The sequence below is a fragment of the Haloarcula sp. Atlit-7R genome (genome assembly GCF_003666065.1).
GTDB classification, from domain to species: Archaea; Halobacteriota; Halobacteria; order Halobacteriales; family Haloarculaceae; genus Haloarcula; species Haloarcula taiwanensis.
This window is the reverse complement of record NZ_QXIK01000008.1, coordinates 13,889-40,076: the sequence shown is the minus strand read 5'-3', so window position 1 is coordinate 40,076 and position 26,188 is coordinate 13,889. Positions and strand designations below refer to the sequence as shown.

General features: G+C 52.7%; 31 protein-coding genes and 1 pseudogene. 26 read left to right on the top strand and 6 right to left on the bottom strand.

From position 1 onward, the window contains the following. Positions 1–728: 728 nt before the first annotated feature. The 4 genes from D3D01_RS15770 (at position 729) to D3D01_RS15745 (ending at position 3,316) form a co-directional block, all read left to right on the top strand. Complete coding sequence (locus tag D3D01_RS15770; protein WP_158600479.1) at positions 729–1,316, top strand: HD domain-containing protein; 588 nt, start codon at positions 729–731, stop codon at positions 1,314–1,316. Positions 1,317–2,297: 981 nt separating this feature from the next. Continuing rightward, positions 2,298–2,741 carry a hypothetical protein gene (locus tag D3D01_RS15755; RefSeq protein WP_121512846.1) on the top strand — a complete coding sequence of 148 codons (444 nt, stop codon included), beginning with the start codon at positions 2,298–2,300 and terminating at the stop codon, positions 2,739–2,741. Then, entirely contained in the window at positions 2,741–3,007 is a 267-nt protein-coding gene (locus D3D01_RS15750; RefSeq protein WP_121512845.1) for a hypothetical protein, read from the top strand. Before D3D01_RS15755 ends, D3D01_RS15750 begins: the two co-directional genes overlap by 1 nt. 30 nt (positions 3,008–3,037) lie before the next feature. After that, positions 3,038–3,316 carry a hypothetical protein gene (locus D3D01_RS15745; protein ID WP_233563420.1) on the top strand — a complete coding sequence of 93 codons (279 nt, stop codon included), beginning with the start codon at positions 3,038–3,040 and terminating at the stop codon, positions 3,314–3,316. A gap of 11 nt (positions 3,317–3,327) precedes the next feature. Here D3D01_RS15745 and D3D01_RS15740 read toward each other — a convergent pair whose 3' ends face one another. Beyond that, on the bottom strand, positions 3,328–4,572 hold the full coding sequence (locus tag D3D01_RS15740; RefSeq protein ID WP_121512844.1) for a hypothetical protein: 1,245 nt from the start codon (positions 4,570–4,572) through the stop codon (positions 3,328–3,330). A 229-nt stretch (positions 4,573–4,801) separates the two neighbouring features. Between D3D01_RS15740 and D3D01_RS15735 the strand changes: the two genes are divergently transcribed. From D3D01_RS15735 to D3D01_RS25025, 12 genes and pseudogenes are all read left to right on the top strand, one after another. Beyond that, positions 4,802–5,431: a hypothetical protein gene (locus tag D3D01_RS15735; RefSeq protein ID WP_233563418.1), complete on the top strand. Its 630-nt coding sequence runs from the start codon at positions 4,802–4,804 to the stop codon at positions 5,429–5,431. Between the two features lie 602 nt (positions 5,432–6,033). Continuing rightward, positions 6,034–6,504, top strand: coding sequence for a hypothetical protein (locus D3D01_RS15725; RefSeq protein ID WP_121512841.1), 471 nt, complete (start codon positions 6,034–6,036; stop codon positions 6,502–6,504). A gap of 149 nt (positions 6,505–6,653) precedes the next feature. Further along, the gene (locus D3D01_RS23440; protein ID WP_147439918.1) at positions 6,654–6,851 is read left to right on the top strand and encodes a hypothetical protein; all 198 of its coding nucleotides are present in this window, start codon (positions 6,654–6,656) and stop codon (positions 6,849–6,851) included. Further along, on the top strand, positions 6,848–7,126 hold the full coding sequence (locus D3D01_RS15720; RefSeq protein WP_121512840.1) for a hypothetical protein: 279 nt from the start codon (positions 6,848–6,850) through the stop codon (positions 7,124–7,126). The genes D3D01_RS23440 and D3D01_RS15720 overlap by 4 nt, the downstream gene beginning before the upstream one ends. 121 nt (positions 7,127–7,247) lie before the next feature. Then, positions 7,248–8,570, top strand: coding sequence for a hypothetical protein (locus D3D01_RS15715; RefSeq protein WP_121512839.1), 1,323 nt, complete (start codon positions 7,248–7,250; stop codon positions 8,568–8,570). A gap of 9 nt (positions 8,571–8,579) precedes the next feature. Further along, positions 8,580–9,407, top strand: coding sequence for a hypothetical protein (locus D3D01_RS15710; protein WP_147439917.1), 828 nt, complete (start codon positions 8,580–8,582; stop codon positions 9,405–9,407). A 130-nt stretch (positions 9,408–9,537) separates the two neighbouring features. Further along, complete coding sequence (locus D3D01_RS15705) at positions 9,538–9,948, top strand: ribonuclease HI family protein (protein ID WP_158600477.1); 411 nt, start codon at positions 9,538–9,540, stop codon at positions 9,946–9,948. A gap of 27 nt (positions 9,949–9,975) precedes the next feature. Next, on the top strand, positions 9,976–10,305 hold the full coding sequence (locus D3D01_RS15700) for a hypothetical protein (RefSeq protein ID WP_121512836.1): 330 nt from the start codon (positions 9,976–9,978) through the stop codon (positions 10,303–10,305). A gap of 1,038 nt (positions 10,306–11,343) precedes the next feature. Beyond that, complete coding sequence (locus D3D01_RS23435) at positions 11,344–11,916, top strand: XF1762 family protein (protein WP_147439916.1); 573 nt, start codon at positions 11,344–11,346, stop codon at positions 11,914–11,916. Between the two features lie 2 nt (positions 11,917–11,918). After that, positions 11,919–12,686, top strand: a complete 768-nt coding sequence (locus D3D01_RS15685; protein WP_121512833.1) for a hypothetical protein — start codon at positions 11,919–11,921, stop codon at positions 12,684–12,686. A gap of 167 nt (positions 12,687–12,853) precedes the next feature. Then, positions 12,854–13,612 carry a hypothetical protein gene (locus D3D01_RS23430; RefSeq protein ID WP_147439915.1) on the top strand — a complete coding sequence of 253 codons (759 nt, stop codon included), beginning with the start codon at positions 12,854–12,856 and terminating at the stop codon, positions 13,610–13,612. Continuing rightward, positions 13,599–14,246: pseudogene (locus D3D01_RS25025) on the top strand (DUF5131 family protein); the annotation flags it as partial. The gene D3D01_RS23430 and the pseudogene D3D01_RS25025, both read left to right, overlap by 14 nt. 148 nt (positions 14,247–14,394) lie before the next feature. On the opposite strand, the gene D3D01_RS24575 reads toward D3D01_RS25025, so the two are convergent. Beyond that, a complete protein-coding gene (locus tag D3D01_RS24575) occupies positions 14,395–16,290 on the bottom strand; it encodes a transposase (RefSeq protein ID WP_233563416.1) in 1,896 nt (631 codons plus the stop codon). 490 nt (positions 16,291–16,780) lie between these two features. Continuing rightward, positions 16,781–17,209 (bottom strand): hypothetical protein, encoded by a 429-nt coding sequence (locus D3D01_RS15670; RefSeq protein ID WP_121512830.1) that lies wholly within the window; start codon positions 17,207–17,209, stop codon positions 16,781–16,783. A gap of 250 nt (positions 17,210–17,459) precedes the next feature. Between D3D01_RS15670 and D3D01_RS15665 the strand changes: the two genes are divergently transcribed. The 4 genes from D3D01_RS15665 (at position 17,460) to D3D01_RS15650 (ending at position 20,956) form a co-directional block, all read left to right on the top strand. Further along, on the top strand, positions 17,460–18,590 hold the full coding sequence (locus D3D01_RS15665; RefSeq protein WP_121512829.1) for a hypothetical protein: 1,131 nt from the start codon (positions 17,460–17,462) through the stop codon (positions 18,588–18,590). Between the two features lie 202 nt (positions 18,591–18,792). Continuing rightward, complete coding sequence (locus D3D01_RS15660; protein ID WP_147439914.1) at positions 18,793–19,281, top strand: GIY-YIG nuclease family protein; 489 nt, start codon at positions 18,793–18,795, stop codon at positions 19,279–19,281. A 186-nt stretch (positions 19,282–19,467) separates the two neighbouring features. Continuing rightward, positions 19,468–20,520, top strand: a complete 1,053-nt coding sequence (locus D3D01_RS15655) for a hypothetical protein (protein ID WP_121512827.1) — start codon at positions 19,468–19,470, stop codon at positions 20,518–20,520. A 91-nt stretch (positions 20,521–20,611) separates the two neighbouring features. Continuing rightward, complete coding sequence (locus tag D3D01_RS15650; RefSeq protein WP_121512826.1) at positions 20,612–20,956, top strand: DUF6908 domain-containing protein; 345 nt, start codon at positions 20,612–20,614, stop codon at positions 20,954–20,956. 94 nt (positions 20,957–21,050) lie between these two features. On the opposite strand, the gene D3D01_RS15645 is transcribed toward D3D01_RS15650, so the two are convergent. Continuing rightward, the gene (locus D3D01_RS15645; protein ID WP_147439913.1) at positions 21,051–21,359 is read right to left on the bottom strand and encodes a hypothetical protein; all 309 of its coding nucleotides are present in this window, start codon (positions 21,357–21,359) and stop codon (positions 21,051–21,053) included. 17 nt (positions 21,360–21,376) lie between these two features. Beyond that, positions 21,377–21,850, bottom strand: coding sequence for a hypothetical protein (locus D3D01_RS15640; RefSeq protein WP_121512824.1), 474 nt, complete (start codon positions 21,848–21,850; stop codon positions 21,377–21,379). Between the two features lie 148 nt (positions 21,851–21,998). Here D3D01_RS15640 and D3D01_RS15635 point away from each other — a divergent pair, with 148 nt between their 5' ends. The 4 genes from D3D01_RS15635 to D3D01_RS15615 all read left to right on the top strand — a co-directional run bounded on the left by D3D01_RS15635 (position 21,999) and on the right by D3D01_RS15615 (position 23,940). After that, complete coding sequence (locus tag D3D01_RS15635; RefSeq protein WP_121512823.1) at positions 21,999–22,274, top strand: winged helix-turn-helix transcriptional regulator; 276 nt, start codon at positions 21,999–22,001, stop codon at positions 22,272–22,274. Continuing rightward, a complete protein-coding gene (locus D3D01_RS15630) occupies positions 22,267–22,722 on the top strand; it encodes a hypothetical protein (RefSeq protein ID WP_121512822.1) in 456 nt (151 codons plus the stop codon). Before D3D01_RS15635 ends, D3D01_RS15630 begins: the two co-directional genes overlap by 8 nt. A gap of 559 nt (positions 22,723–23,281) precedes the next feature. Next, positions 23,282–23,578 carry a hypothetical protein gene (locus tag D3D01_RS15620; protein ID WP_121512820.1) on the top strand — a complete coding sequence of 99 codons (297 nt, stop codon included), beginning with the start codon at positions 23,282–23,284 and terminating at the stop codon, positions 23,576–23,578. Next, positions 23,575–23,940 (top strand): hypothetical protein, encoded by a 366-nt coding sequence (locus tag D3D01_RS15615; protein ID WP_121512819.1) that lies wholly within the window; start codon positions 23,575–23,577, stop codon positions 23,938–23,940. Before D3D01_RS15620 ends, D3D01_RS15615 begins: the two co-directional genes overlap by 4 nt. Position 23,941: 1 nt before the next feature. Here the strand turns inward: D3D01_RS15615 and D3D01_RS15610 are convergent, their stop codons facing one another. Next, complete coding sequence (locus tag D3D01_RS15610) at positions 23,942–24,583, bottom strand: hypothetical protein (RefSeq protein WP_121512818.1); 642 nt, start codon at positions 24,581–24,583, stop codon at positions 23,942–23,944. 778 nt (positions 24,584–25,361) lie between these two features. Between D3D01_RS15610 and D3D01_RS24570 the strand changes: the two genes are divergently transcribed. Beyond that, a complete protein-coding gene (locus tag D3D01_RS24570; RefSeq protein WP_233563414.1) occupies positions 25,362–25,610 on the top strand; it encodes a hypothetical protein in 249 nt (82 codons plus the stop codon). An 84-nt stretch (positions 25,611–25,694) separates the two neighbouring features. Then, positions 25,695–26,117 carry an FxLYD domain-containing protein gene (locus D3D01_RS15600; protein WP_147439912.1) on the top strand — a complete coding sequence of 141 codons (423 nt, stop codon included), beginning with the start codon at positions 25,695–25,697 and terminating at the stop codon, positions 26,115–26,117. Positions 26,118–26,188 lie beyond the last annotated feature (71 nt).

The following is a 26,188-nucleotide window of genomic DNA, read 5'->3' as shown; positions in this document are numbered from 1 at the left end:
TGGTAGCGGTTGGGAATGCTAACATCAATCCGCCCCCTACCCGCGTTGCGTAGGGCGGCGATGCGGTCATTCCTGCGGTGCTGATTCCTGTGGGGGGTTCGATACCAACCTCTCGCCGCCAATTCGCGGCCGCTCGATCTCACCACTCGCTTCTCCGCTCTCCGCGCTCTCTCGCCACTCGCTCTCCCCACGCCTTCTCTGCGTTCGCTCTCTCCGCCCTCTCTCGCCGCTCGCCCTCTCCCGTAACGAGCGCAGAAAGCAGTGATGCTTCTTTCGCATCCATATTTATGTTCTGATATTTCTAGCAGCACCCGCGTTACTGTATATTCTCCAAAAATATCAAAACACTTATGTATATATGGTGTGTAGATAGTCCTGTATGAGCCATCCCGATAGTGGCAACGCTCGGCGAACCCCAGCGGAGGACAACCAATGAGAAGCAACTACTTCAAAATCGTACTGCTCGGTTGCATCGGTCTCATCTGGGTGACGAGTGTCGGCGCAATTCTCGGGGGGTTGATTGCCTAACCTTGCCGGGGAAATGGGCGTCGGCCCTCCCAGTATCCGCTCTGACAGTCCTCCTGACCCAGGAGGCGAAATCGATAGTCGCGTATGATACCTCCTGGGGGAGACTGGCTGTCAGAGAACTCTACTCGCGGATGGTCGACGTCCCCGGCCTCACGAATTGTACGTTAATGATCGAACGACGAATCCGCGACAGAGAACCAATGAAAGCACTCAGCAATTTACCGGCAGACGAAGCGCGAAGACGACTACCAGCAGTGAACCTAATTACTGACGAGTACCTCCAAGCAGAAGTACTCCGAGTAGCAGGAAAAGCACCGAAGTATTTCTGGGAGGTGCCTGCATCCTCGCCTACGACACTCAATCAAGTGTGTAGTGGCGAACACGGCTTGTGGGCTCACACGTTGATGGTCAGCACCGTCGTCGAAGAACTCGGAGGGTACTATGAGCGGCGATTCGATGTGAACCTAGACTACGCTCGTGCAGCTGCCGTACTCCATGATATGCGAGAACGGGGGGACCCTGACGCTCCCTCAAAGTCAGTCGTAATTGACCACGACGTCCGTATGGAGAGGTACATCAGAGACCAGACATCGCTCCCGGACGCGATTGCCCATGCAGTAGGTCGTCACATGGGGGCGAAATACGAGGGGCCGGGCCCCATTGGAGCACTTGACGAGCTAGTCCACCAAGCAGATAAAATCGCTTCAACGGCAAATGCCATCTATAAGATTCCAGGGCCTGTCCCGGAAGAACTCGAAGAAATTGGCGTTGAGGAAGCGGAATTTTGAGAGATTCAATATACGGTACTGAATCGGAGGGTCGAGATCGTGTCTCAGTTTCTACTACTGCGAGTGTTCAATAGGGTTCTCTCAGTCGATTAAGAAGGTCGCAAAGGTATTCGGTGCGATGGCATACATGAGGTTTCACATGAGTTCGAATCAACCCACAGCCGGAGACATCGACTCCGCTACGTCGCTATCAGCAGGCGGGCCACAGCGTCCGCAGAACAACGGGGTGAAAAAACACCAGATGACCGTTCCGAACGGATTTTCTCGTCCCCAGATTGCCGCTCACGTTCGTCGTGCCCTGGATTCAGTCTCCGAAGGGATGCGAGTAGCAGTGTACGAGCCCTCCGGTGCCGGTACTACGCTTGTCGTTACTAACGACAGTCGGACTCCGGAGTATGGGCTCACTCAGATTGAGGGAAGTACTCAGAGCGCAGAACAGAAACTGTCGAGAGAAGTAATAGTAGAGACACTCGTTGGTACGCTCTCGGGTGAGGACCGTGGAGAAGGAGGTGAATTTTTCACGAAGCCAGCGAGTGGTTCTGGCTATATCACTGATTTCGACGTGCGGTAGTTCAGAACCACCGAAGTCAACATCCGTCCTCGCAACAACTAATCAACCATGACCGATCCCCTGATTTTGATACTCAGCATTGCCAGTATTACTGCGCTGGTGTTTGTTGTGATACTAACCGCAGGGCTTGGACCGACTCTAAGCGGCTTCCTCATTCGGATGGCCATCTTTCGCTCCCTCTTCAGTAGTCAGTCCCAAGGCAACAGTGGGCAGAGAGGGACAGTCTCATCTGTTTTAATACTGGTCACGATATTTGCCATCGGGTTCAGTATCTCGGTCGTCTTCTCAAGTACACTCGCCTTTTTTGGGATGGTTTCCGCTATCGCGATAATTGAAACAGTAAAGCGAGTCTGAGTATTTCGGTGGACCTGCCTGTGTGAGGCCTGTTTACTTTTCGCGTGAAACCTAACATGACATCTCAAAATCCTGATCTTGAGCCTCCTTCGCGAGTTGAACCGTCAGTTGAAAACCTCGAAGAAGTCTACACCCGGTGTGGGATCGAGTCTCTAGACCAACTCGAATTGGTCATTGAAGACTTGATGGACGACCGAGGATGGTCGCACTACACAGACAGTGACGAATTCCGCAAGGACCTCGTCGCTGCTTATCAGGACGCCTATCTCCAAGAGAGTGAGAAGATTGTCATTTCCAACGCAATGGATGCCGCTCTCAAAGATGCATCCTACTGGCTTATCGAGGGAGACCTCCAGCCCGGAGCCAATATCGGTGACACAGTCGCACCGAAGTTGACCGGCTACATCGGGGCCATACTACCTGCCTACGCGGGCCGGGGTCTAGATGCTTCCGGCTACCTCCAATTCGGTCACCCCGGCGGAGAACCTGGAGAATCATAATGTCAGTCCCGGTTTCCCTCACCCCTCACGAGCCCTGGGACATAACAGCCGAACAGACGCCTATCGGAATGAAAGTCACAGCAGAACGGCCTGATAGGGCTGGCTGGTTCGTGCTGAAGGAGTATCCGAATGGAGCAGAGTTGTCTCACCGCTACGAGGCAGACCTTCCCGGGGGGTTCAAATGTCCTGAAAAGTCCCAGTACGACGGTATGGAGAGTGCGGTTGCCGAACTTGAACGGAGGATGATGGTCGACGCTGGGCGATAGATTGCTATCCCTTGAGTACCATCATCGGGTGTGAGCGACACCGAATCAGACGATATAGAAATCTGCGTTCGCCAGCCGGATGGCTGGGAGACTATCTCATTCCCGAGTGGCACTGACATCGAGGTTGCGGGAGGGAAAACTAACGGACAGCTCGCACTTACACTGATAGGGAAACGAGATGATCGACCCCACATAATCGAGCCAGGAATCCTCGATGTCAAAGTCAGTGACGAGCAGTTCTTAGAAACAGAAGTGCCGAGGACGCCAGATGGGACGAGTAGTGTCTTAGCAGAACTTGTTTCAAAGTGACTCTACGGGTTTTAGTACGTCGTTTCGTCGAACCGCTTCTTCAGGTCCGGGTAGTTGAGCATCTCGGCTACCGCGTCCAGGTACTGCGTTAGGACGTACCCGTGTGTTATATACTCAATATCGTCTACATCTGAGTCTGCTGGTAGTTCCCACTCATCAATCAGATCAAGCAGTGGACCTGCTTCTGCTAACTCAGCGCTTTCATCGGTGACTCTCTCGTAGGTTTCTCTTTTCACTTCGCGGAATTCCGACTGTGCCCACGAGCGGTCGTGGCAAAGCCAATAATACCATGACTGAGTATCGAACGACCCGTTCCAGTCAATTTGGATGTCTACCTTATCGTTGCATGCGGTGAAAAGGTCGACCGCTCGTTTTCCCTTGAGTATTGTTTCAAGCGTTACATGGGCCTGATTGATTGCTTGAAGCAGAGCTGATTGCGCCTCTTCTGGAGATACAGTGGTTCCAACCGGCGTCGCACCTCCTGAGATACACCTTTCAACTTCGTCGACAGCCTCTTCGGTGACCGATGAAAGGTAGTGCTGTATCGCAGTATCTACTCTGTTTTTTGACCGCAGGGAGCTAATGCTATCGCGAAGATTGTCTATCTGAGTCTCTTGGTCAGCGGACAGGTGAGACGCGACATCCATCTCAAAGTTAACAGACGTAGTCTCCCCAGTGGGAACGGTGAATTCGATTTGAGACGATTTAAAATACGAGGCTGGATCAGTGTCTTCAATCTCGACGATATAGTCTCCGGCAACCAACTCAATCTCCGCTATGCCATCGTCTGGGAGCGTTTCACTAGATTCGATATCAGTACCGTACCTCTCCTGTAAGAACTCGTCATCGGGGGTTATCGTATAGCTGAGTGAATCGATGAAATTCCCATCGCAGCCCAAATGTGCTATGCCAGTCCCAATCTCTAATTCAATTGCAGTTTCTGTCTCCCCATCTTGGATATCCAACTTTTCTCTCGTTGTGGCATATCGGTCGTGGGATACCGTTATCCCGCCTGTCTTGACTCGCGGGGCGAGTTTAAATTCAACCATGCCCCGATGCTGTTCATGTTTTGCTGTTTTCGCTGTTGCCGCCGAGTCGCTTTCGCTATCCAACGGAGAGAACTTTACCTCTGCCTCTGGGACTGGGTTTCCCGTCTGTTCATCTATAACGAGTACTTTGACGTGCGTGAACTCGATTGTATGTGAGTTATCATCCGACGAATCTGGATGCGAAATGTGCTGCTCTTGATTTGACATGGTTGATGTTAGTCACCTTCTCCAGAAGTATGAATTTGCCTGCTGGAGCCGATCAGTCTTTTAGTGGTGATAACGGAATTACGCGGTAGCCCCTCTTATTTTTTGTTCACCATCTGGGGTTTGGCGAGTAAGAGTATTAGGCTTCGTGCGATAGTGAATCATGACGGGTACCACGAGTGCTGTGAGTGTTCGGACAGCCGACGGCGGCATCGACGAATACCGGGGCGTTATGTTTGCCGACAGAGGGATTGACCCCGATACAGGGGTTCCTGGTGTCGTTCTGCAGTACAAATGCCAGCCGGGAGATAAAAAGCCAGAAATCGAGTTCATCGAAAACGGGTCCATCGTCAGTAGTTACGATGAGGTCTGTCAAACCCAACCAGCGGATGAATTTTCTGAACACCTGTGCCGGGAAGCGCGAAAAGGGGGGTATATGCCCCCTCAAGTGCCAGAAGGGACTGACATCGAAATCAGTACCGCCGTCCTCTCTGGAAACTGTGACAGTGCCGTCCTAGCACCCAAGGACGCTATAGAACTCGTGAAACATCGTGCCGAAATCGAATACAACGATCACGTCCGGGGTTACGGGGCCAACGACGACGAATTTCTTGAACAGTTCAACGACGCACTAACTGAACTCGAAACAGCGTTCGATGAGTCCGTTAGTACCACTCAGGGTTCTGGGTCAGATTCTTCCGAGAGAGTAACCGTCGAGTCATCCCGCAAGTCACTTGAGATACTTCTCAGTGCTGCCGAAGAACGACTCGCTCAGCTCGATGACCACCCTCAAATGATGGCGAAGCCTGCCGAGTTGGGGGCTGCTATCAAAGATATCCGGCAGGGGTTCGAACCCGCATAATGAGTACGGTAGAACTACTCAATCCAGACGGTCGAAATCCAGAGGTCACACATTCATTCGCCCTACAAGAAGAGGTCTGTATTTCGGTTGACGTCGCTGACCCTGCCCGAGGGGGCGAGTTCGTGTGTGGGGTAGTGATTGACCGCGGCTACAGTCAGCCAAGTAACCATCCAGTCTACGCAATCGTAACCGACGAAAATATCGAGTACTCGCGGATGGAGTCAAACATCCGAAGCAGTCACCCAGAGAAAAATGAGTCCACAAAAAACGAATCCCAATAGCCGTGACCCCGAAGATGTCCTCGGAACTTCCCTTCCAGATACCGTCAGTGCTGCCTCTTTCGTCCGACCCTATTCATACATCGTGGTGAGAACGGATGACGGCCGCCTCAAACAATTTGACGACCACGACGAGGGGAGAAAGATGAGTGGAGGCCTCCACACCCGCCACAACGCAGTCGGGCGGAAAGCCATTCTTGCACGGAGACACCCCGATGCCACATACGAGATATTCGCTGAAGAAAACAAAGATTAGAGGAGTATTCTGGGTGGCGGCACAGTAGGCCACGATATCGGTCAATCCCTCTACTGGAGACTAAACTAATGACAGACAGCACTCTTGATCCCGTAGTTGAAACGCTCTATAGTAGCCCCGGTAAATGGCTAAATCCGGTTGCAGACGTGTACTACATGTCTGTTGGCGGAACCGGACGGGTTGAAATACTGTGTCCCGTAGGGATTCAGTTCTCTAATTTCTTGACGACAACTCTACCAGCCCATGCAGAGTTCTATGAAGATATCAAGGAGGAACGAGCGAACAACGACGAAATCGGCGGGGCGGCAGTAGTTTCGAAAAAGCCAGACTTCGATGACGTCGACAACCCCGTAACGTGGGTTGAGCAGAACAAGAACCACGTCTATATCAAGGAGTTCGTTCCGTTCGACGAGCGGGTCACAACTCGAGAGCAACTCCGAGAAGAGCTGGTAGATATACTAGAATACGACCCAGACTTTAGCACTATTTTCCAAGACGCCGCAAGAGCCGTGAAAACTCAGCCCCGAGAAAACGCATGACCCGGGGGCCCATTCGGCCAGACGGCTTAGTCGGCGCAGATTCAATCGACAATCCTCCTGAATGGGAAGGAGGGTCAGTAGTACACACTGGAGGAGGTATCTGGAATCGTATCTGGAGGCAAGAACGTGACAAGGTGAGGATCGAAGTAGTGTACGACCCAGAAAAACCGGGTGGTGTCTCAGCCGGAGTGTACGATGGTGAAGGTGTATGGCTTGGTGCTATCAAGACATTAGAGGTAGACGACACAGACCCTGATGAGGAACAAACAATCGACCTAGCAGTCAAGTTGATGCGAGCGATCAATCAAGGGGTATATGATGATACCATCACTAATTTATCTCCATGAATAGTTCTGAGAACTCAAAGGTAGTTCAGGCCGACGAGTTGGATTTCGGAGAGCGAAGAATTCTCTCAATTATTCATCTCAATACTAACCCGGTCCAGGGAGAGTGGGTCTCAGAAAGAGTCGTGAAAACTATCGGGAGTTCCGCAGGGCTCGATGGGTCAACAACCGAAGACAAGCTGGATGAGCTTGAGGAGGAGGGGCTGGTCATTGAAAAAGAAAACAGGTACCAAACTGCAAAAGGAGTCGGTCGCCCCAAGCACCCCGGCGAAAACTAATCCCCTCCCAAGACGAACACCACGAATCACAAGATTCGCCCACAGCGTTGCTGACGAGTAGAGCGATTCTGCCCTTCGGTTCTATGATTCTCAAAGTATTTTGCACCATGCCAAATGAGCCATGAGCCTGCCCAGTCAAACCATAGTTGAGGACGGCATCATCCCGTTTTCGGGACTGTCTCCGTGTGACGGGGAAGTCAAAATCCCCCGGGTGGTCGCAGATGAACTTGACCTACCACGATATCCTGAATCGTCGCTGAAAGATATCATCGAATCACTGCCATCAGCAGAACGCCGGACGGTAGAGATTGACAACTCGTTCGTCGCCGGCAACGGGATCGTCGCGACCGACGAGGTTAAATCTCTGATAGAGTCTGACGACTCGATGGGGTCCGGCCTCAAGGACTTCAACGATACCAATGCCGGAGACCCGTTCGACGCTGGCCGCCAGGAGCCCACACAGCGAGCTCACGACGCCCGAGCGATTGTGGACCCACGGCGAGAGGCACTTGCCGCTCTCGGATACAACGCCTCCTACCACTGGCAGATTGGGAGCGACGGGTACACGGTGATCAACCCGACCGACTGGTACTATAAATGCCATCAGACCCTTGAAAAGCACGGCGAAAGAGAGCCTATCGGCTGGGTTGAGTTTTCAGACTACGGTGGAGCAGTAGACCTCTACGTGCTGCTTCCATCGCAGCGGTTTATCCCGCCCACGATGGAGGGAGACGATGAAGAACGTGGGGCAGTGTATATGGGCTACCACTCCGGCTACCGCTTCGATGGAACCCGGTCGCTCGATTTCGAACTGTTCGGGTTCGACACAGAACATGAAACAGCGTACTGGGCACTCGGGAAATCCAAGTCCCAACCTCATCGTGGCAATGTTATGCAGTACGCCAAAGACTGGTGGGAGAAAGGGTACGAAGATATCACCAGCGCCACCTCCGTCGACAGCGACCTCCTCAAAACCGTCGACGAAGCATCCACACTCAAGTTGGACTTCAGCGGCGAGGATACCTGGGACCCCGCTGAGTTCATTGAGCATCTTGGACTCCCACCCACATATGCAGAAGAAATCGCAGACCGGGCCCGGAAAATCAGCGCCGAATCAGACGTCCTCTCTATGTGGAATCTATTTGTCAACATCAGCGCCGTCATCAACGAGAAGTACACCGGCGAGGGGAAGTCACGGAATTCGATGACGTTCCAGGGGCACGCCCGTGTAGGCCGGAAACTCTTGCGGGACCCCGAAACAGAAATCAACCGTGCTAAGCGGAAATACGACGAAACAACGGATGAAGGTGAAGACGTTGCGGAGTCACAGCGGACCTTAGGTGAGAGCATTGAGGACATCGACGGCATCATTCAAAGCGAATCCGAAATGTCTACGCGCGAGAAGTTGACCGTGACTCAGCAGATTCAGGACACACTGGGGTAGTGGAAAGATTTGGGAACAGGAGCAGAAACGATTGCGAAGACTCCCCCTGTCGTATTTAGCCTGCTTGCCGCCATGAGCATGAACGGACCGACTCTAACCGATTTTGCGGAAGAGCACGGGACGGCGGATTCCATTAGCAATTCGAATACGGATACCACTGGGGAGTCGGGGGAGGACTCGCCAGACGACATACCGGCCCCTCTACTCCCGCTTGATGGGGCAGTCGGCGAAGAATACATTTTCCCAGATCGTCACGTCTCACTCAATCAGGTCCCTCAGTACTGGGAAAATACCCGGAATTCTTGGAACCTCATTCCGAAAGGTGCGTTTTCAATCATCTTCGATAGCACATCATGTCAGAACGGGTGGCCAAAGGATAGCGAACTTCAGACCGGTGTATATCTCCGGGGGAAACACATTTCAAATCCGCCGGCCCCAGTCGAAGTAGACGATCAACTGCTATGTGGTGCCGCAACGACCGCCGCTCAGGCGGCCTACAAGATTCTCTCCGAGTACGACTTGACCGACGCTCCCGTGGTCGGGCTGACGAAAGAGTGTTCAACAAGCCTCAGTATCTATCTTGACGCGAGGAAAAAGCCCCGACAGCAAACTGTATTCCACCGGTCAGCCCCAGAAAACTCTGAGCTTGAAGCAACTATCCCACCCACAAAACAATCCCCGGCGCTGTTCCACGGCTTCGAGCATATCCGACTGTTCAACAAGAGCATAAAAAATCGAAGCAATCACCCAGGACACGAAATCTACACAGAAGCGACAAAGCCGAGACTCTCCCTAGACGACATAGGCTGGACCGGTATGCTCAACGATTCCCTCTGACTTTGAGCGCTTGGAGTATTCAGTTCAGATGCAACAATGTATGACCATGAAAATGAGCGAGTGCGATTCATGCCGGTGGACAGACATCCAGGTAGATGGGTCCCCCTGTCCACAATGCGACGGCGGAACAATGGTGGTTGAGGATACACCTAGCGAAGTCATCATTCGTTTCGACGGTGGTGCTCGACCAAATCCCGGCGCTGCCGCCGTTGGCTGCTGGATTGACGGTAACGGTTGGAGTGAAGAGTATAGTGATACTATCGGGACAGCTACGAACAATCAGGCCGAGTACATGGCACTCATTCAGTCCCTGAAACTCGCACAGAAAAACGACGTTAAACATGTTGAAGTAGAAGGTGATTCTCAGTTGGTTGTCAAACAGATAACTGACGAATGGGGCACCAATGATGATAAACTCAAAAAACTCCGTGACAGAGCACGTGAGTTAGCGAGTCAGTTCAAAAGTTTCAGCATCCAGCACGTTCCCAGAGAACAGAACGAGAAAGCCGATGAACTAGTAGATCAAGCTCTCTGCGAATAGTTTAGTACTCAAACACCAAACCAACAAATGACGGAATACGAAATCACTTCGACAGGTACCGACGCAAACGGAAAGTTCATTCAGTTCGCCGACTCGGCACCACTGGAGGGTATCACCGTCGACGAAGCAGGGGGGACTGTCACTTTCCACGGGGAACAGGAGGAGTCCGCCATCCTCCAAGCCCTCCATGAACTAGTGGCTATCGAACGCGACCGACTTCTCGGGTACCCACAAGGTGAGCTTCACAAAGACCCGAGTGTCGCGCTACAACAAGCAGTCAACGCTCTAGAATCCAAGGGGGATGACATTGACAACCTCATACTTCCCGAAGATCAAGAAGCGCTGAACATCGAATAACCTCCCGAATCTTCTTGGTCCCCCCGTGGTGTTTAGTTCATGCCCGTCACGTATAACCCCCAATTAGACTCATCTGATTTCCACCCCCGAACAGAGGAAGCGAGGCACGGTTTTGAACTGTCGCATCCGCAAAGCGTAGACGAGATTCGTCTAACTCGGGTCGAGAATAAAGAGAAGATACGGACGTTCCTCGGCCAATTCGGGCGCTGCGCTGAAGTAAGCGACCCAGTGGCCTGTTTCGGAGCCTCCTATCGCGGTTACCTCGTTGCTATCGCTGTCCTTGGACCCGCTTCGATTTTAGAACTGGTCTCCAGTAGCGCTACCGCTGTCACCCATTTATGCGGCAGACCAGATACCCCACATAACACCGGAGCATGGTTACTCGGAAAGGCACGACGATGGGCGACCTTAGAAGGCTACGACTCACTCTACGGGCTTGCAGACAAAAGGGGGTATGCGAGCACGGCCTACGAGAGAGCCGGATTTGAGGAAGCAACCTCCATTCAAGTGCGATCTCCCCCCATGATGGAATCAATTTGGAAGTCTGAACTCATGCAGTTCCGCTAACTTTCGATAAGATCACAATTGAATGCCAAAAAAAGTAAGTATATTACTGCTGAAATATCGTAGTGGGCAATGTCAAATTCTACAGACGAGTATTTCAGCGCATTAGCGGATATTCATCGGCGTAGGGTACTCGTCGGCTTACTTGAGACTGCTTCTCAACAGGGTTCCATAGCCGTACCAGAAGACGTTCACGATGGGCATGCAGAGTTAGAATCTCTCCAGGCAGGGTTTCACCACGTACATCTACCCCGGTTGAAAGCAGCGGGGCTGATCCGCCAAGAGCAGGGCGGACACGAAGTAATGAAAGGGCCGAATTTCGACGAGGTTCGACCAGTTCTTGAGACGATGAGAGACAGAGCCGATGCTCTGCCCAATGACTGTCTCTGATCGGTCAGTAGACAAGATAACAGTGGCTAAAGAAACCTAAAAGACCCAGAATACGGTATTTGAGGAATTCGCACAAGTAGAGATATGGAGATCAAGACTCATCAGCAAACCCTAATAGAGGCAGGCAAAACCAATGGAGAACCAGACGGTCCAAATGAAACTCTCCCGCCCGCCCCCAGTGTTGATGACTTGACTCTCATCCGTGAACGGTCGAAAAAACCAGTTGACCTCTTTCTGGAAGAGCACCACTATCTCGGTTCCATACAAGGCTGGAAAGCCTGCTTCGGCGCTCGATACCAAGGGCATCTTGTTGCAGTCTGCGTTCTCGGCCGCCCAGCGAATCCCGACGTCGACGACGGAACGAATATCTATATCACGCGGTTAGCAGCGCGGCCCGACCGTCCACAAAACACTGGCTCATGGCTTATCGCGAGAGCGAGAGAGTGGGCTGCATTAGAGGACTACGATACCATAATCGCACTTGCTGGTATCGCAGGCAATCCTGGTACCGTCTATCGTGCTGCGGGATTTACGTGCGAAAACTTTGAAAATCCGGATATCGGTGGCGGCGACAGCTGGCAATCTCGAGAGGGACGGCAAGCGTACGAAGAATACAACAAGCGGCGGTGGACGTGCGACCTCAAAAACTACCGATAGCGATGGTAGAATACATCGTCGGGGATGCTCTCGAATATCTTCATGGACTCTCCTCCGAATCAGTAGATTTCGTTCATTTAGACGATGCATGGGCGAGGCCGCAGCGGTCGGGGGGGGGGTTCGGAATTACCTATCGCACACACCCCTTCAATAGCAGCGATGCAGCCCTCGTCGAAGGAGAACCAGGTGTCGATACAAGCCTCACAGTTGTAGAGTTCCTCGATGCAGTGTATGATGCCCTCCAGCCAGGCGGGTTCCTTGCCCTCGATACAGACTCCTACTTAATTTCACGGGCCAGCAACTACTTTCAGAAAGAATGGCCAGGGCACTGCCAGTTCACCTACACAGTCACGTCCCTCACATCAGACGGGGTCCCAGATCGTAGCACACCAGGCATGTACGCTTCATCTGGTGGCTACACAATTCTACTCACACAGAAAGATGCAACGCCCATTCCGCAGTCGCATCCTGCCGGAGGTAGACATACACGGGGCTGTCCGTGCGAACGGGAGCACCGAGACTGGGACTGGGGAACCGTCAAGCCGCTCGCCCCTTATCTGGACCTGATACAAGAATACACCACGTCGAATAGCCGGATTATCGAACCATGTGCAGGGACCGCCCCTGCGGTGATAGCCGCGGAGCGAGAATACGGAGGCAGTGTCGACGCCACAGCCATCGACATCGAGCCTGATGCGAAAGAAGCCTACGAACGCCGGCGTGAAGAAGAGCTCCCACGCCAGACAGGGATAGGAGAATGGGGTGATTAGTTCGTTGTCAGCCGTGGCAGGAAATCAACAGACAGTGGAGGGGATAACAGCGGAAACAGTGGTGTGCTAAAATTATGCCTCTGAGTATTGAGAGCCGTCGCAGAATAGCGCCCTCATGGCGACCCACGATGGACTACCCGTGAGAGTGTGACAAGGGTTCAGTAATTATGGCAATAAAGGATTCAACGCTCGCGGATTACAACCCGGAAAGTGAATTCCAATCAATGGAAATACTGGAGCGGGTCGCAGAACCTGCTGCTCCAGAAGACGTTGACACGGTTACGACCCACCTCGAACGTTTTGGGTCAGTAGTTACTCTTAATCACGACCTAGGCCCATATCTTGTTGGAGGAGCCGTTGGCGGGCCAGAATGCGATTATCGGCTCTACCATCATCCTAACGATGAATCCAACAGTGGACTCGCCGGACTTCTCCGGTGCGGAAAGGAACTAACCAAGAGAGGGGAACCAGACGAGTACAGGTTTGGCTTCGAATTATCCGACAGTTCCGAAGAGACGTCGGTCCAGTATGTCGAGTCAATAGCGGCGTGTTCACACTCTCTCAATAGTAAATTGAACGAGCTGTTGCCACATCTCCGCACGCACCTCACAGAAACCGACTGGGTGAACGCAGAGCGGCCCGACGCTGGCTACGGTGAATGGCTCCAGGCAGCGGGTTCAGTGGCAGACTACATCGCCAATACAGAGACACCATACACCATTGAACCAAACGACATCCACCGGAATCGAGTGACGCACACTATCGCTCGGTATCCCCTTCCCGCGGTCAAGATGCTCGCACAAGTAGAGCAGTGCTTGATCGACACCCGAGACGACGGCGTCAAAACCGTCACTCCCGAAGCCTTCCGGCAGCTCCTATTCGACTACGCTGACGAACACGGAATCAGTAACTATGCAACCGACTGATATATCCTGGTGTAAGTACTCTTGGTCGCCAGTTACCGGTTGTACTCGTCACGGTCCAGAATGTTCGAATTGCTGGGCCGAAGCCTTCACTCGGAGACAGGCCGCCCGAGATAACGCGCCCGAGTACATGGACGACCTCGAATGGACACAGGCAAACGCCGAAGCAGTCGTCGACACACACGAAGATCGTCTTGACGAACCACTGACCTACAGCTATCCTGATGGGCCGGGTCGTATCTTCGTCGTTTCGATGGGAGACATTTTCCACCGCGAAGTGCCAGCGTCATTCATCCGCCGCGTTATTGCTATCGCTCGGCAACTCCCAGAGCACGAGTTCGTATTTTTAACCAAACGTCCCGAGCGAGCAGCTGAAATTGAGGTTTCGTGGCCAGACAACGCCATCGTCGGAACCAGCGTCGGAAGCGGTCCTGGTGGAGAGTACCCCGACACCACCCACCGTATCGAACAATTACGCAACGTCGACGCCCGACGCTGGGTGAGTTTTGAGCCACTCATCGAACCCGTTGGGGGGGTTGAGTTAGACCATATTGAATGGGCGGTTGTTGGTGGCGAAAACGCCAGTGACGATGTGCGGCGTGAGATGGACCACAAGTGGGCGCGAGATATCCTTCGTCAGTGCCGACGCGACGATGTCGCGTTCCACTTCAAGCAGAGCAGCGCAGCGACAAACGAAACGGGTACCCGACTTACTGTTAACAGTTGTTTCAAAATTCGGGGGGATTTGTTGCACAGCTTCCGCGACCGAGGTGCCGCGAATTCGCTTACCGAAGACCCACCCAGTCATCCGCTTCGGCAGGGTCAAACGCGCCGCCCCAGTCTGGTACTCCCCCCGGGCGTACCTCACGCGTCGCATGCAGTAGTTCTTCGCCACTCCATTCGATCTCGTCAGTGTAGAGCCGGTCAGCAAGCCGATTATCGACGTACTGAGAGAGGTTGTAGAGGATCGTCGCCATCATGAAGTAGAACGCTCGGATACTCGGCTTACTGGATTTGCATTTAGCGTGATAGCGCCGCTTGATCTCGCGAATCGATGTCTCCACGCCCCAGCGCGCCCGGAACTCGTGGCCCAGGCCTTCGAGGCTTCGAGCCTTGACGTCCATATCTGTGAGAAATGCCTCATGAGAGCGGTCGCGGTTACCAGCTCCGACCACTTCGTCTGGAACTGGCCACGCGAACGCATTCGGCTTCCTTGAGAGTGGGAAGTCGCCAAACGAGACTCCTTCTCGGTACTCTGGTTCATCTTCGACCGCTGCATCGAGCAGATCACTGACTGCACCGGTATCCTTCGCCTGAATGAGAAAGTCGACGTCCGACTCGCGAAGGGCGGTCAACGCCGTCTCTGTATAGAGCTCTGAATCCAGATATACGCGCCCGATATCAAGGTCGTACATCCCGGTGGCCCGCCGGAGGAACCGGCGAAGATATTCTCCAATCTCGGTCTGGCTTCGGAGGGGCAGCGCTCCTAACACATAGGACATATCGCGGTCGACGATCGCCAGCACTGCGAACACCCACGCTGACGCACTATTGTCACGAGGCAAAACGCCCGATGTCCACGGGGTTGATCGATCACCATACCACTCAACTTTCGTTGTATCGTAGGCCAGATGGACCGGTGGGTCTAGGATTGAATCGGCGGAATCAGAGACCGACTGCTCTTGTTCTTGCTTGAGGAGTGCAGCCGTCGCCTTTCCAAACATCTCGTCGATGTCTTCAACCGAGAGAGCGCCGGTATACTGGGAGACGGTCCCCGGAGACGGCACCGGTGCGGGGAGATCCATCCATTCGAGTGTACGGGTGCCAGTATTGAGATACGAGTTTTCGAGTGCGAGATGCGCGAACAGCGTAAGAAACGCCGCTGGGGGGAGTTTGAATGCCGGTGCATCGGGGTCTCGACCGAACGACAAATGCGGAGATATGACCGCAACGCCCTCCTCAATCAAGTGCTTCATCGCGACGAGCTTTTCCTCAAGAGTAACCTCGGACGAGAGTATTTCTTCTCTTCCCCATCCCTTCTCTCGGAGTTTCGCTGGGAATTCCGCACTGGCCCATAGACCGGCATATCGAGCTCGAATGGCCAATTCTTCGATTGCTGCCTCAGTCTCTTCGTCAAATTGCCAGTGCCGTGAGAGCGTGCTGTGAGTTGGCGGGTCGTCAGGATCAAACCCGAGGCGAACTGGCAACCAGTAATTCAAATTTTTACTGAGTCGGTCTGCGAAAGCACGCGCAGAGTCGTCATATGCTCTCGCAACGACTGCTGCCTTCCAGTATCCGGCCTCTGAACCGTCCAGAGTATCCAGTAGTTGCCGGAGGTTCACATCCGCATCTAAGTTGGGAATACGGTCACCCTGAAAACACGTCTGTTCGATGAACTGGTAGACACAGAGACCGAAATCTACCGGATTCCCGTCTGGATCATGGGCTTCTTTCCGCGTAAACCCGTCCTCTGTGCGCATGTCGCTGATCCAAATGAAACTCCGGCGGGAAGCGTGTAACGTATCGAGTGCTGGGATCGCAGGGTGCGGGATACGGCGAGCAACCCGTTCAAATTCCACGGGATTACTAAACGGGATATCTCGAATGTCTGCTCCTATCGGCTCATCCTGGGGCGAATGTACTTTCCACACTGGAGGGTAGCCGTCATCCTCGCGAGCCATTGAGACGGACATTGGGAACTCGCGATAAAGGCCTGCGCATCAATGCAACAATCACCCCCTAATTTTGAAACTACTGTTAAAAACGAGCAGTACGGTATCTACGAGCAAAAACGGATTCGTGAATTCCCACCAGTCCCGGAATGCGTGAAAAACGCTCGCGACGAGAAGTGACCACACCCCATTTCAAGTGTTCTGAAGCCTCCAGTCACCCGGTTTCCAGTAGCAGATTAGACTCAAGCAACTAATTCCAAAGTTATGAATCAAACCTGTCCACACTGCAATCAGCAAGTAGAGACACTGAAGAACGACAGCATGGGATACAGCCCAGTCGACGGCACTGAATTCGAATTGTGGGTCAACGGAGAATGCCCCTACTGTGAAGCCAAACTGAAAATCTATGGAAGTGGTACCTTGCGGCAGAATGGCGAATAGTCCTACTCTGTCACGTTCCCTAGCCTCCCGTCAGTCAGGGTTCTGTTCCTAGATAGAACTAGTCAGAGGCCGTCAAATGGTCCTGTGCTGTTTCAATAACATCTTGAGGGTCAATCCCCAGTTTTGGGTAAGTGTCTCCATCGAAACGTGAGTCAACTCGTTTCAGGAATTCGTCGCGATGGCCTTCCTTAATTTGAACAGTCACTTTCATTTTGTCGTAGTCTTCGAACGCCCAGACGCCCTCCGGTTCGAACAGTGTCAGTACGGCGCTTTCATCATGGTCAAGAGGTTTTCCAAGAAACTCCTGCCGGTCACGCCCGTACAGATTGTCTAACACTCCAAGGATGTCTTGGAGACCGACAGGGCGGATATTTTTATGAGCATGTAGGTGGTGGGTACTGCTCCCCTGCTCAAATTCGAACGGTTTGAATTCGGTCTGTTCTAGTGATAACCGCTCTCTATTGCCTTTTTCAAGACGCCGGCCCATATCAATATGCAATGGAGAGATATTCTTATGGTTTTTGTATCAATCAGCTGAGTCTCAAATTTCTATAAGAACGGGTGGGGATAGCCCCGGTATTCGGTGGTCGGGCAATAACGAATCGAATCATGGGAGAATATCCGGTACTCGGAGGGTCTCTCCGGTACCCATCTGTTGAATCGCATCGAGCTTGCCTGCGAAGAAACTATACAGCCAACAGCGAACCGATAACAGTCTGAGTCAGTAAGTCCAGTCCATGAGCAACAGTCAACAAAGTCTTGGCGACTACGGAATTGACATTGAGAGCAACCCAGAGTCACAGGACCGACAGGACCCACACACTATCGGTATCCTAGGCAGTGCTGACGACTACGCGCCCCATTCGATAGATAGAGAAGGACTTCCCAACATCAACGGATTCGACTGGGAAGTCCAACCCGTCCAGTATGGACCGGCGGAAATCCTCGAATACTGGCGTTTAGACGGTGATTTTCATGACGGCCTTTCTCACGAAAAGATACCCGGAAGCGGAGGGATCATCATCCGCGGAGCTGACGACTACCTGCGAGAGCATGCACTAACCGAGATCGAAGTTCCAGACTACTATACTCGGTTTGAAAATGAGGAAACCCACTGTCGGTGGAGTGCAGACGGACGTACACACATTTCGTGGCGGTTTTTGAAGCGTGCCGTCAGGCTATCGAATGGGTACGGAAGGATTGATCCCGTGACCACGAGGGTCATCCTGTGCGATACCGGCCACCTCTTCGTGTCTGGGCCACGCGGTGCGTTCTTGGTAGACATTCCACCAGGCCGGATTTTCCGCAACGGCGACGACCTGCCAGAACCGCCAGACAGCGTATATGAAACCATCCGTGGGATTCAGGTGCCAGAAGAAAATCCCGAACTCCGGACAGCCTTCGAGAGGTACTTCCGACTTCTGTCTGAGTCCCCGTATCCATCCCCTATCAGCCACGCCGGATTCAATGGAGCCGACCACGTCCTCGAAACAACAAGCGAAAAAACGGTCGTCAATGACAACAACCTCAAAGTACTTGGTGGGCAAACCAAACCCTTCGAAGACACTGTCGGCGTATATTCCAGGCAGTGTGAATCGACTAATTTTGTGGTCTCCGTTGACCCGATGCACTTGCCCGGAGAGATTGGAGAAGAGGTAACACTCTCTGACGACATTACGTCGTTCGGTTCAAGCGGCGATACGACAGGCATCATCACTGGGTACAGGACAAATTGGCGGGAAGAGGATCATATAGCACCGAGTAGTTCAGGAGTATCTACTCTCCACTTCAACCTCATTGTCGGTCTGATCATGCCAGACCTCACTGTTACCCGGCGGAGAATCAACGTCGCCACATTTGAGCCTTGATACGAATGTGTCGTTAGTACGCGAAGACGTCCCGCAGCCCCGCAAAGGTAGTGTTCCCTCAACCCCAGGGACTGATTCCCGTTTTCGTACCCCGCTATTAGATTCGCTGGAGGGCGGAGGTTTTTGTATTAGTGTGTTGAATCTATACTATGTCATTCGGGGGCCCGTTACGACTGCCATCACCCGGACCCGTGAAGAAGCGATGTACGATGAAGTTCGAAAAAGAATCGTTGAAAGAGTCCCCTCCGAGACGTACCGCGAAACAGACCAGATTCTACCGTTCAAACACGACACAAGCAGGTCTACCATAGCCAGCGCACCCCTCCCATTCGCCACGGGAGAGCCCCGGACCTATGCCGTGTACGTGCTTGAGTGTCTCCAAAGCGGTACGGGACCTGCAACTGCCCTATCACAAGGGGTATCCACGGCGAGTGTAAGCCGCTACGGAGACGCTGGTGGGAGCCGGCGGGTCATTTACGTCGGTATGGCAAAACGGGTCCTCGACCGTATCGACCAGCATCTGAACAAGCCAGGAAGTGAAGGGGCCTACTTCACTGCACTGTATCCCCCAGTTCGCATACTCCAAGTTGGGTGGTTCAACGGCAAGGAGCAAGCTCGTGATGCAGAGCGACTCACTGCCGGCCTGCTCGAAGAGAGGTTTCCCAACGACTTCATTGCCTATCCCGGTTGAACTTCTCAGAGGTGTTTGACAACTCAGCGGCGTATTGGGACATCCGCTTTCATGGGATAAATAATGAGAAACGAGTGCGACCAGTGTGGTCGAGGTGGGCTAGGTGTCGAACTTTGCCAGACGCGACGGGGAGATACAGAAGCATATCACGATAGCCGGCCCGGGCGGTTCTGTCGGAGATGCCATGTGGAGGCCCTGGACGACCCTGAATTAGTTTACCCGCAGCTCCTTGACGATGACTTTACGTTCTTCTACTCTGCTGCATCCGGAACATCCCGAAAGGTCCTTGCAGCGATGGAGGAGACGCATACGCTCGTTTCGTATTTGACTCAGAACAACGGGCGAGTCGGATGCGAGGAGCAGCATTTCGTTGACTGCGGGGGGAATCCAGAAACGTTCCTAAACAATACGAGTGGAGACCTTTCTTACCCAGATAGTCACAGCGATTATTTGAACTACGTCGAGCAGACCACAGTTAGCCACCAGGACCGGTGGGCACTCCGGGATTATCCGATAGTCCCCCAGATTCAAGAAACCTTCCAGATGTCCGTAGAGCGTCTACAGGACCGTACCACAGATGCTCACCGGGCCTTGCTTAACCAAGCCAGCGACCGTGGTATCTCCGCCCAGCCAGTGTCGATCATTCACGGTGAGACTGTCGCGGACTACCTCCGGCACATTGACCACCTAGAGGCCCACGGGGCGTTGACTGACTACGTCGGAATCGGTTCGTTCGCGCTTTCCGCACCCGATTTCAAACGAGACGTGATCCTTGCTGTGCGTGAAGCTCTTTCGCCGGCGGTCGATATCCATGGTCTTGGGGTCTCACTCAGGACCCTGCAAAAAGATAGCGTCATTGCCGCTCTCCGAAGTGCAGACAGCGGGGGGTGGATTTCTCAGCGGATGCGAGCCGACGAAGATCCAAGATGGGATACAGACAAGCAGATGGCGCTTCGTCCTGGTACATACGAGTACCTAGAGTATACGCAAGAACTCAGTACACTCATCTCTGAATCCACCTCACAAGCAGACGGCGCTTCAACACTGAGCAAATTCACCGACTCAGAACTGTCGACGAAACGGGATTGGACCCGGTCTCTCTCTGGAGAAGCAAAGCGGGCTATTGATAGCTACCAGACAGCGTCACAAACAGCCTTCGCCGCAAACAGCGGGGAATCCACCAGTCGGTCCAAACAAAGCGGTATGTCGGAGTACACGACAGCACCGTCACACAGCTGAGATGTGTATATAGGCCGGGGCAAATTTAGTGGGGGCTCTGCAGTCATCGCGAGCGTGTATTCTAGAGTTGGGGCTCCGACGAGTCCTACCAATGGAGACTGTTAAACAGATAATCGACCAAGCAGGCTACGACTCAGCAGCAGAGATGGATATCGGCGAGACCATCGAGGTCTCTGCGCCTGGTGTCATGGATCTAGTCATAGAAAAAATCGGGCACGACACTCTATCCGTTGCTCAATACTGGAAACAACGGGGGGACATGATGAGGGACCCTGAAGTCGTTTTTAGCGTCGAAAAGGGTGATTGGCTCCCAGTCGAATACCGTCAGGACCCGCTGTTTCACCGGGTTGAAGAAACCGGATTACAAATAGACGACTTCCTTTCAACGTGGGATAGGAATCTTAAGAACCAAGGATTTCTAGAAACCGGTGAGTGAGTGTACCTTGATCAAGGGGTAGAAGAGGTAGTGGGGAAACTGGATAGTTTGAACGAGCGCTCGCAGAAGTCCGCTTGGAAAGATTACTCTCTCGCTATGTTGTGCCCAGATCAACCGCGTCGGATTCGCTAGCTGTTACGATAATATAGGAGCAGATGAGCTCCTGGATCATCTGTGCCCCAAAGAACATCTGATTTTCAATGTAGCATGGAGCATCCATCTGATCGAAAGTTTTCTCCATCTCATCTCGAATGGAGATTAGGTTCTCAAGAGTGTCATCCTCGACAAGTATGTCAAGGAGTATCTCTTGCTCGTAATTAGTCAGGGTGCTCCAGTTGAGCGCAGTATCTTCCTCGTCTAGGGCCCTTACAATTGTTGCGACCGGTTCGTCGGTTCGCGGCATATGACTTGCGTCCATTTTTAACACACCCTATTGTCGTATAAATCTGCAACAGCCTTTCTGCCCTCCACAGGCCTCGGATACTCGCTCACACGGTTCTGATCCATCGGGGCAGTAACTGAAGGAAAACTGGAAGGAGGCTTAAACCCTTGTGTGCCATTCTCAATAGCGATAAATTCCCGTACGAAGACCCGTTCACCATCAGCAGTGACATACAGGACGCGCAGCCCCGGTTCCTCTCGATGTGGGCCAGATATTGGGGTCCCTTGTCGGTCAACCTCGTATTCCAAAAGTAGTCCTGCCTTAGCTTGGAATGCGTAAAATGCATCCTTCCCCTCTGGGATGTCATGCCTCTCCCCGTTTTCTGCCCAGGACTCCGGGATTAGTTTAGCCTCGTTCAGCTCGTGCCATCGGAGGTCGAATTCCTTCTTGGTCGAGTTCCTCGTCGAGTACCCCGTCGTTTTTCCTTGATATGCACGTTTCTGAGAGGCCATATAGTACCCTATGAAGCTCCAACACCTTCAATTTAGGGATTCATGTAGTGGGTTCATGTGTAGTTTTCACCCATATGAATCACTCATATGAACCAAAGATTGAAGTCGGATGCACAGACTATATACAGATATCGAATATATGCTCTCTATGGTCCAGTTTGAGATTGATGATCTAATGGATGAAATCCTCGACCTATTTCAGGAAGAGGGGAATCTGACAACCGGGGCGCTGATAGACATGACCGGCACGAGTCGGCAAACGGTCAAGAAGCGTCTGGACAAGCTCCATGCAGCCGAGTGCATCGTCCACGTTCATAGTCCCACAGCGCTCTACCGTCTCGTCGACGATCCGCGAGAAGACAGTGAAGCCAGCCCACAGTCGCCCAGCAGCAGCGATACTGAGGGGGTGCCCGAAGATGAGTGATATCACCTCCTTTGAAGCAGTCGATAGCCGGGCAAGTCTCGCCGATATCCACCCACTGCTCCGCAACGATATCTCTCGCGAAGGACAGGATTCGGAACCTGAGGCCGATCCTGCAATCAAAGAGTTCCTACAGCACGACCTTGTTCGTGACCAGATAGCAGAGGCTGGTGACCAGGCCGATGCTCCGTCTGAATTTGTCACTGCAGTCCTTGATACTATTCTTTCAGCACAGGGGCCGGTTACCTACAGAGATATCTGCAACCACGCGGAGACGTCCAATCTCAAGGCAGTCAAAGCGGCCGCTCGGGAGCTAACCCATCGAAACATCGTCTTTCCGCAAAAGATGAACGGTGATGAATACGTCGCATTCCATCACGGCGGTCTCGAAGCCGTGCAGCGAGCACGTAGTAAGCAGCGAATCCGAGCTGCCGCGGTTGACGAATTCTGACGGGGTCGGTATCTCCGTATTTAGTTCTCTGCCCCGCTGAACCATGAGCATAGCCACAAGCCACGGGGCAGTTACCGAGGTTGAGGAGATCCAGATAACGTCGAAGCAGGATGAACCGGTTACCAGCGATTCTAACAACGATGATGAGTCGGTTCTAATCCGGGTCGTGCAGGGGCCGAATGGAGTCACTAGGTGGTTCGAGAAGTCCTTCAGTGGGAGTCGGCGCTGCCAGCCCAGATTCACCGAGTGGGGGGAGGCTGAGAAAATCCAGCAGTGTCCAGGTTGTGAAGAATTCCACAACGCTAACAGCCCACCGTACTGCTTCGGCTGTACATTTGGACTCCGGTAGCATACAGCCGTATTCAGTACTTCGCCAGACTGAGAGATGTCACAAGCAATTGCTAACCGAGCCCGAGTCGAGAGTCTTACCGAAATCAGCGGCAGAGTCCACCGCTACGTGGCAGGTGCTTTGGATCAATTTCAGGCCAGTACTGTAGCGGGTCCGTCTTCGGAATGGGTTGGAGCAATCGATACCCTCGTCGGTGGTAGTTTTCTGGACATGGCCGAAAGCAACCCGGGCGACATTGACATTTTGGTCGCGACGGACGCCCCACCATCTCAGAGTGTTGAAGATGGGTTCTGGAGGTACATCAACGAGAAGCAGGTCAACCTAGACGCTTTCGGGGACTCGGACTTCGGCATAGAACTCGATTGCTGTGGCGTGGTCGAGATAGAAGCGGTTGATGAAGCGGTGAACCAGCCACGACAATACTCCCTCCAGCTAGGTGAGCACGTCCCCATTGAAATGTATGCCAACATGGCACAAATGATGGAAAATCACGAGGTGCATCAATGACGATTCTCACCGGCGAACAGTTCGTCTGCGAAACCATTGAACAGTTCTTCGACAGAACTTCATTCGAACTCGCCGACGTCCTCGAAGCGATTGACAATAGCGACACCACCGAGATGCCCCGATGTGACGGGACCATACTCGAGGATGTCCAAGACTACCACAAACAGTACCCCGAAGAATTCCCCGAGCCGATCACCGAATACAGAGAAATCCCGAGAGAAGAGGCGATGGAGTATATCTGGATGATCGGGGAAAACCAAGCCCTGCAGCTCCTCCTTGAACGCGACGAGCAAGACTGGGTTCACCTCTACAACGGGATGACACACAATTTCGTCAAAGTGACGGGGTCAAAGGAAAGATAGGTTACTGCGTTTCAGCCATTGCTTCAGCCGCTTCCTCAGCCAATTGAACCTGGTACTTCATTACAAACATGATAGTGTGGAGGAATAACCGAAAGAGAATAAATAGCGTCAGGAAAGTTACAACAAACCTCTGAATCACAGGAACAACTGGGAAAACTGTTTCAATCAATGCAGCAGTTTCCGGGGATGTTCCACTTAGCCGAGACTGGAGTTCAGCAATTACAAACGGGAACGCAAGTATGACAACAGACGATTTTAACCAGAGGTGAGGATACTGTTTCGCTTTCTTCTGGTATGCCGAAAGACGCCTCGTGAGATCGTACTTATCCCTCTTGGTGGGTAAGACATGATGCACCCCATCGAGGCCGAAATGCCAGAGTCCAAGTGCCGTCGGAAGGCCATAGAAGAGCAGATGAACGGCTAAAAGAGCGTAAAGAGCCGGTGCAAGAGGGGCCACTTCACCGAACGATAATCCGAAGATGACCACTAGTGCAATGTCTGTGGTTATCAGGACCTTGTGAATGTAACTAGAAAGACAATCTCTCAAGAAAGCATGTAGTATCGCGTAAAACCGGGTAATGAGGTCCAGTTTTTCTTTTAAGTCCGCTATACTGTCTTCAGTTGTTGTGGATTGTGCCGCCATTGGATAATAACTGGATAGTAACTGATGTAAAATTTTGGTGCGATTATCAGTTTTAATCCACTACAGTCGGTATAGAGCAGCTAGGGTGAGGGTCCTGTAATTACTTCTTGCTGAATGGTCGGTGGCGGCTGATAAGAGGTTTGCTTGTGCCCCATATGCCGGGTAGCGGTAGGTGAAAGGCTCTCCCAATGTGCCTCCGTCGACGATAGTATTTGCAGGAGGACGCCCTACTGAATCAAGCGGACCAGACCCGAGTTGCGAGAGTAATAAGGAGGTAAGAATGGGACTCAGTGAACTTAGTACGACAGTCAATTCTGAGCCGGTTAGCGAACTATTCAAGGTTCTCAGCCGGCTTCGTGAACGAATCGATGGCCCCTATCGGTTAGCCGAACTTGATGGGACGTATGACTGGCCAGAGAGGGGCATCTACTGGTTTTTCTCACCGGAGAGTTCACTGAGTTCCGGATCTGTCGCTGACAACCGGCTCACACGCATTGGAACGGTCGGCGTCTCTGAAGGGAGCTCAAACACACTCTGGAATCGATTGCGACAGCATAGAGGGAACAAGCGAGGGAAATATAGCGGTGGTGGCAATCATCGGGGGTCTATTTTCCGGTTACACGTCGGTGCCGCCCTCATCGAAAAACACGACTGGTATGACAAGTATCCTCACTGGGGCGAGCCGAGTCCAGATGCGCCTACAACCGAAGTCCGCGAGCAGGAACACGAATTGGAACAGCGGGTCACCGAGTACATCGAAAGTTTGCCATTCCTATATGTGAATGTCCCTGGCGAACCGGGTCCAGAGTCTGACCGCGCAACCATCGAAGCAAGTACAATCGCGATGGTCAGCCACTATCGCCGGACGGCGAATCCAGCCGACCTCAACTGGCTGGGATATCACTCGCCCAAGCCCGAAATCTACCGCTCCGGTCTATGGAACATCCAGCACGTCTCCGAACTTTTCGACCCTTCCGTTGTCTCACTGTTGAATGACTATGTCGACGAAACGCCCTCGATTGGGTGACCGGCAACCGTTTTCTTTTGTATTATTTTGGTATCACTTAACAAATTAAGTATTTAGTATTAGGGTTCAATTGGTAGCATGTATATGAACCGCCGTACCGCGATTAAAGGCCTCGCCACAGCAATGGTTGGAACGACTCTGTCCCTAGCCGGTTGCTCTAGTAGCGGAGGAGGTGGGGGTGTCGACATCGAGCAGAATATCGAGTACGCCGCAGAACAGGACGAGTACGTAGAGGTCACGGATGTGACAGAAGAAGCCACTCAAGTGAACGGCTCCGAGGGGGTTGCTGTCTCCGGGACTGCGAAGAACACGAGTGATGACACCGCGTTCATCGAATTAGTGATGACCTTCGTTGACCCCGAAGGCACAACTCTCGGGGAAACCAGCGCGTTCCCGAAGGGTTCAACATCCCCGAACGAACCCGGCGAGGCCGCAGAGTTTGAAGCCGCCATCGCAGAGAGCCCGGGAGATATCGCCGAATACACGATTGAAGTACGGGCGACTTGACAACGCTGAGGGCACGTTGAATTACCTCTGAAACACTTCCACATCAGCTCTTTTCAGTAACTTTACCCGAC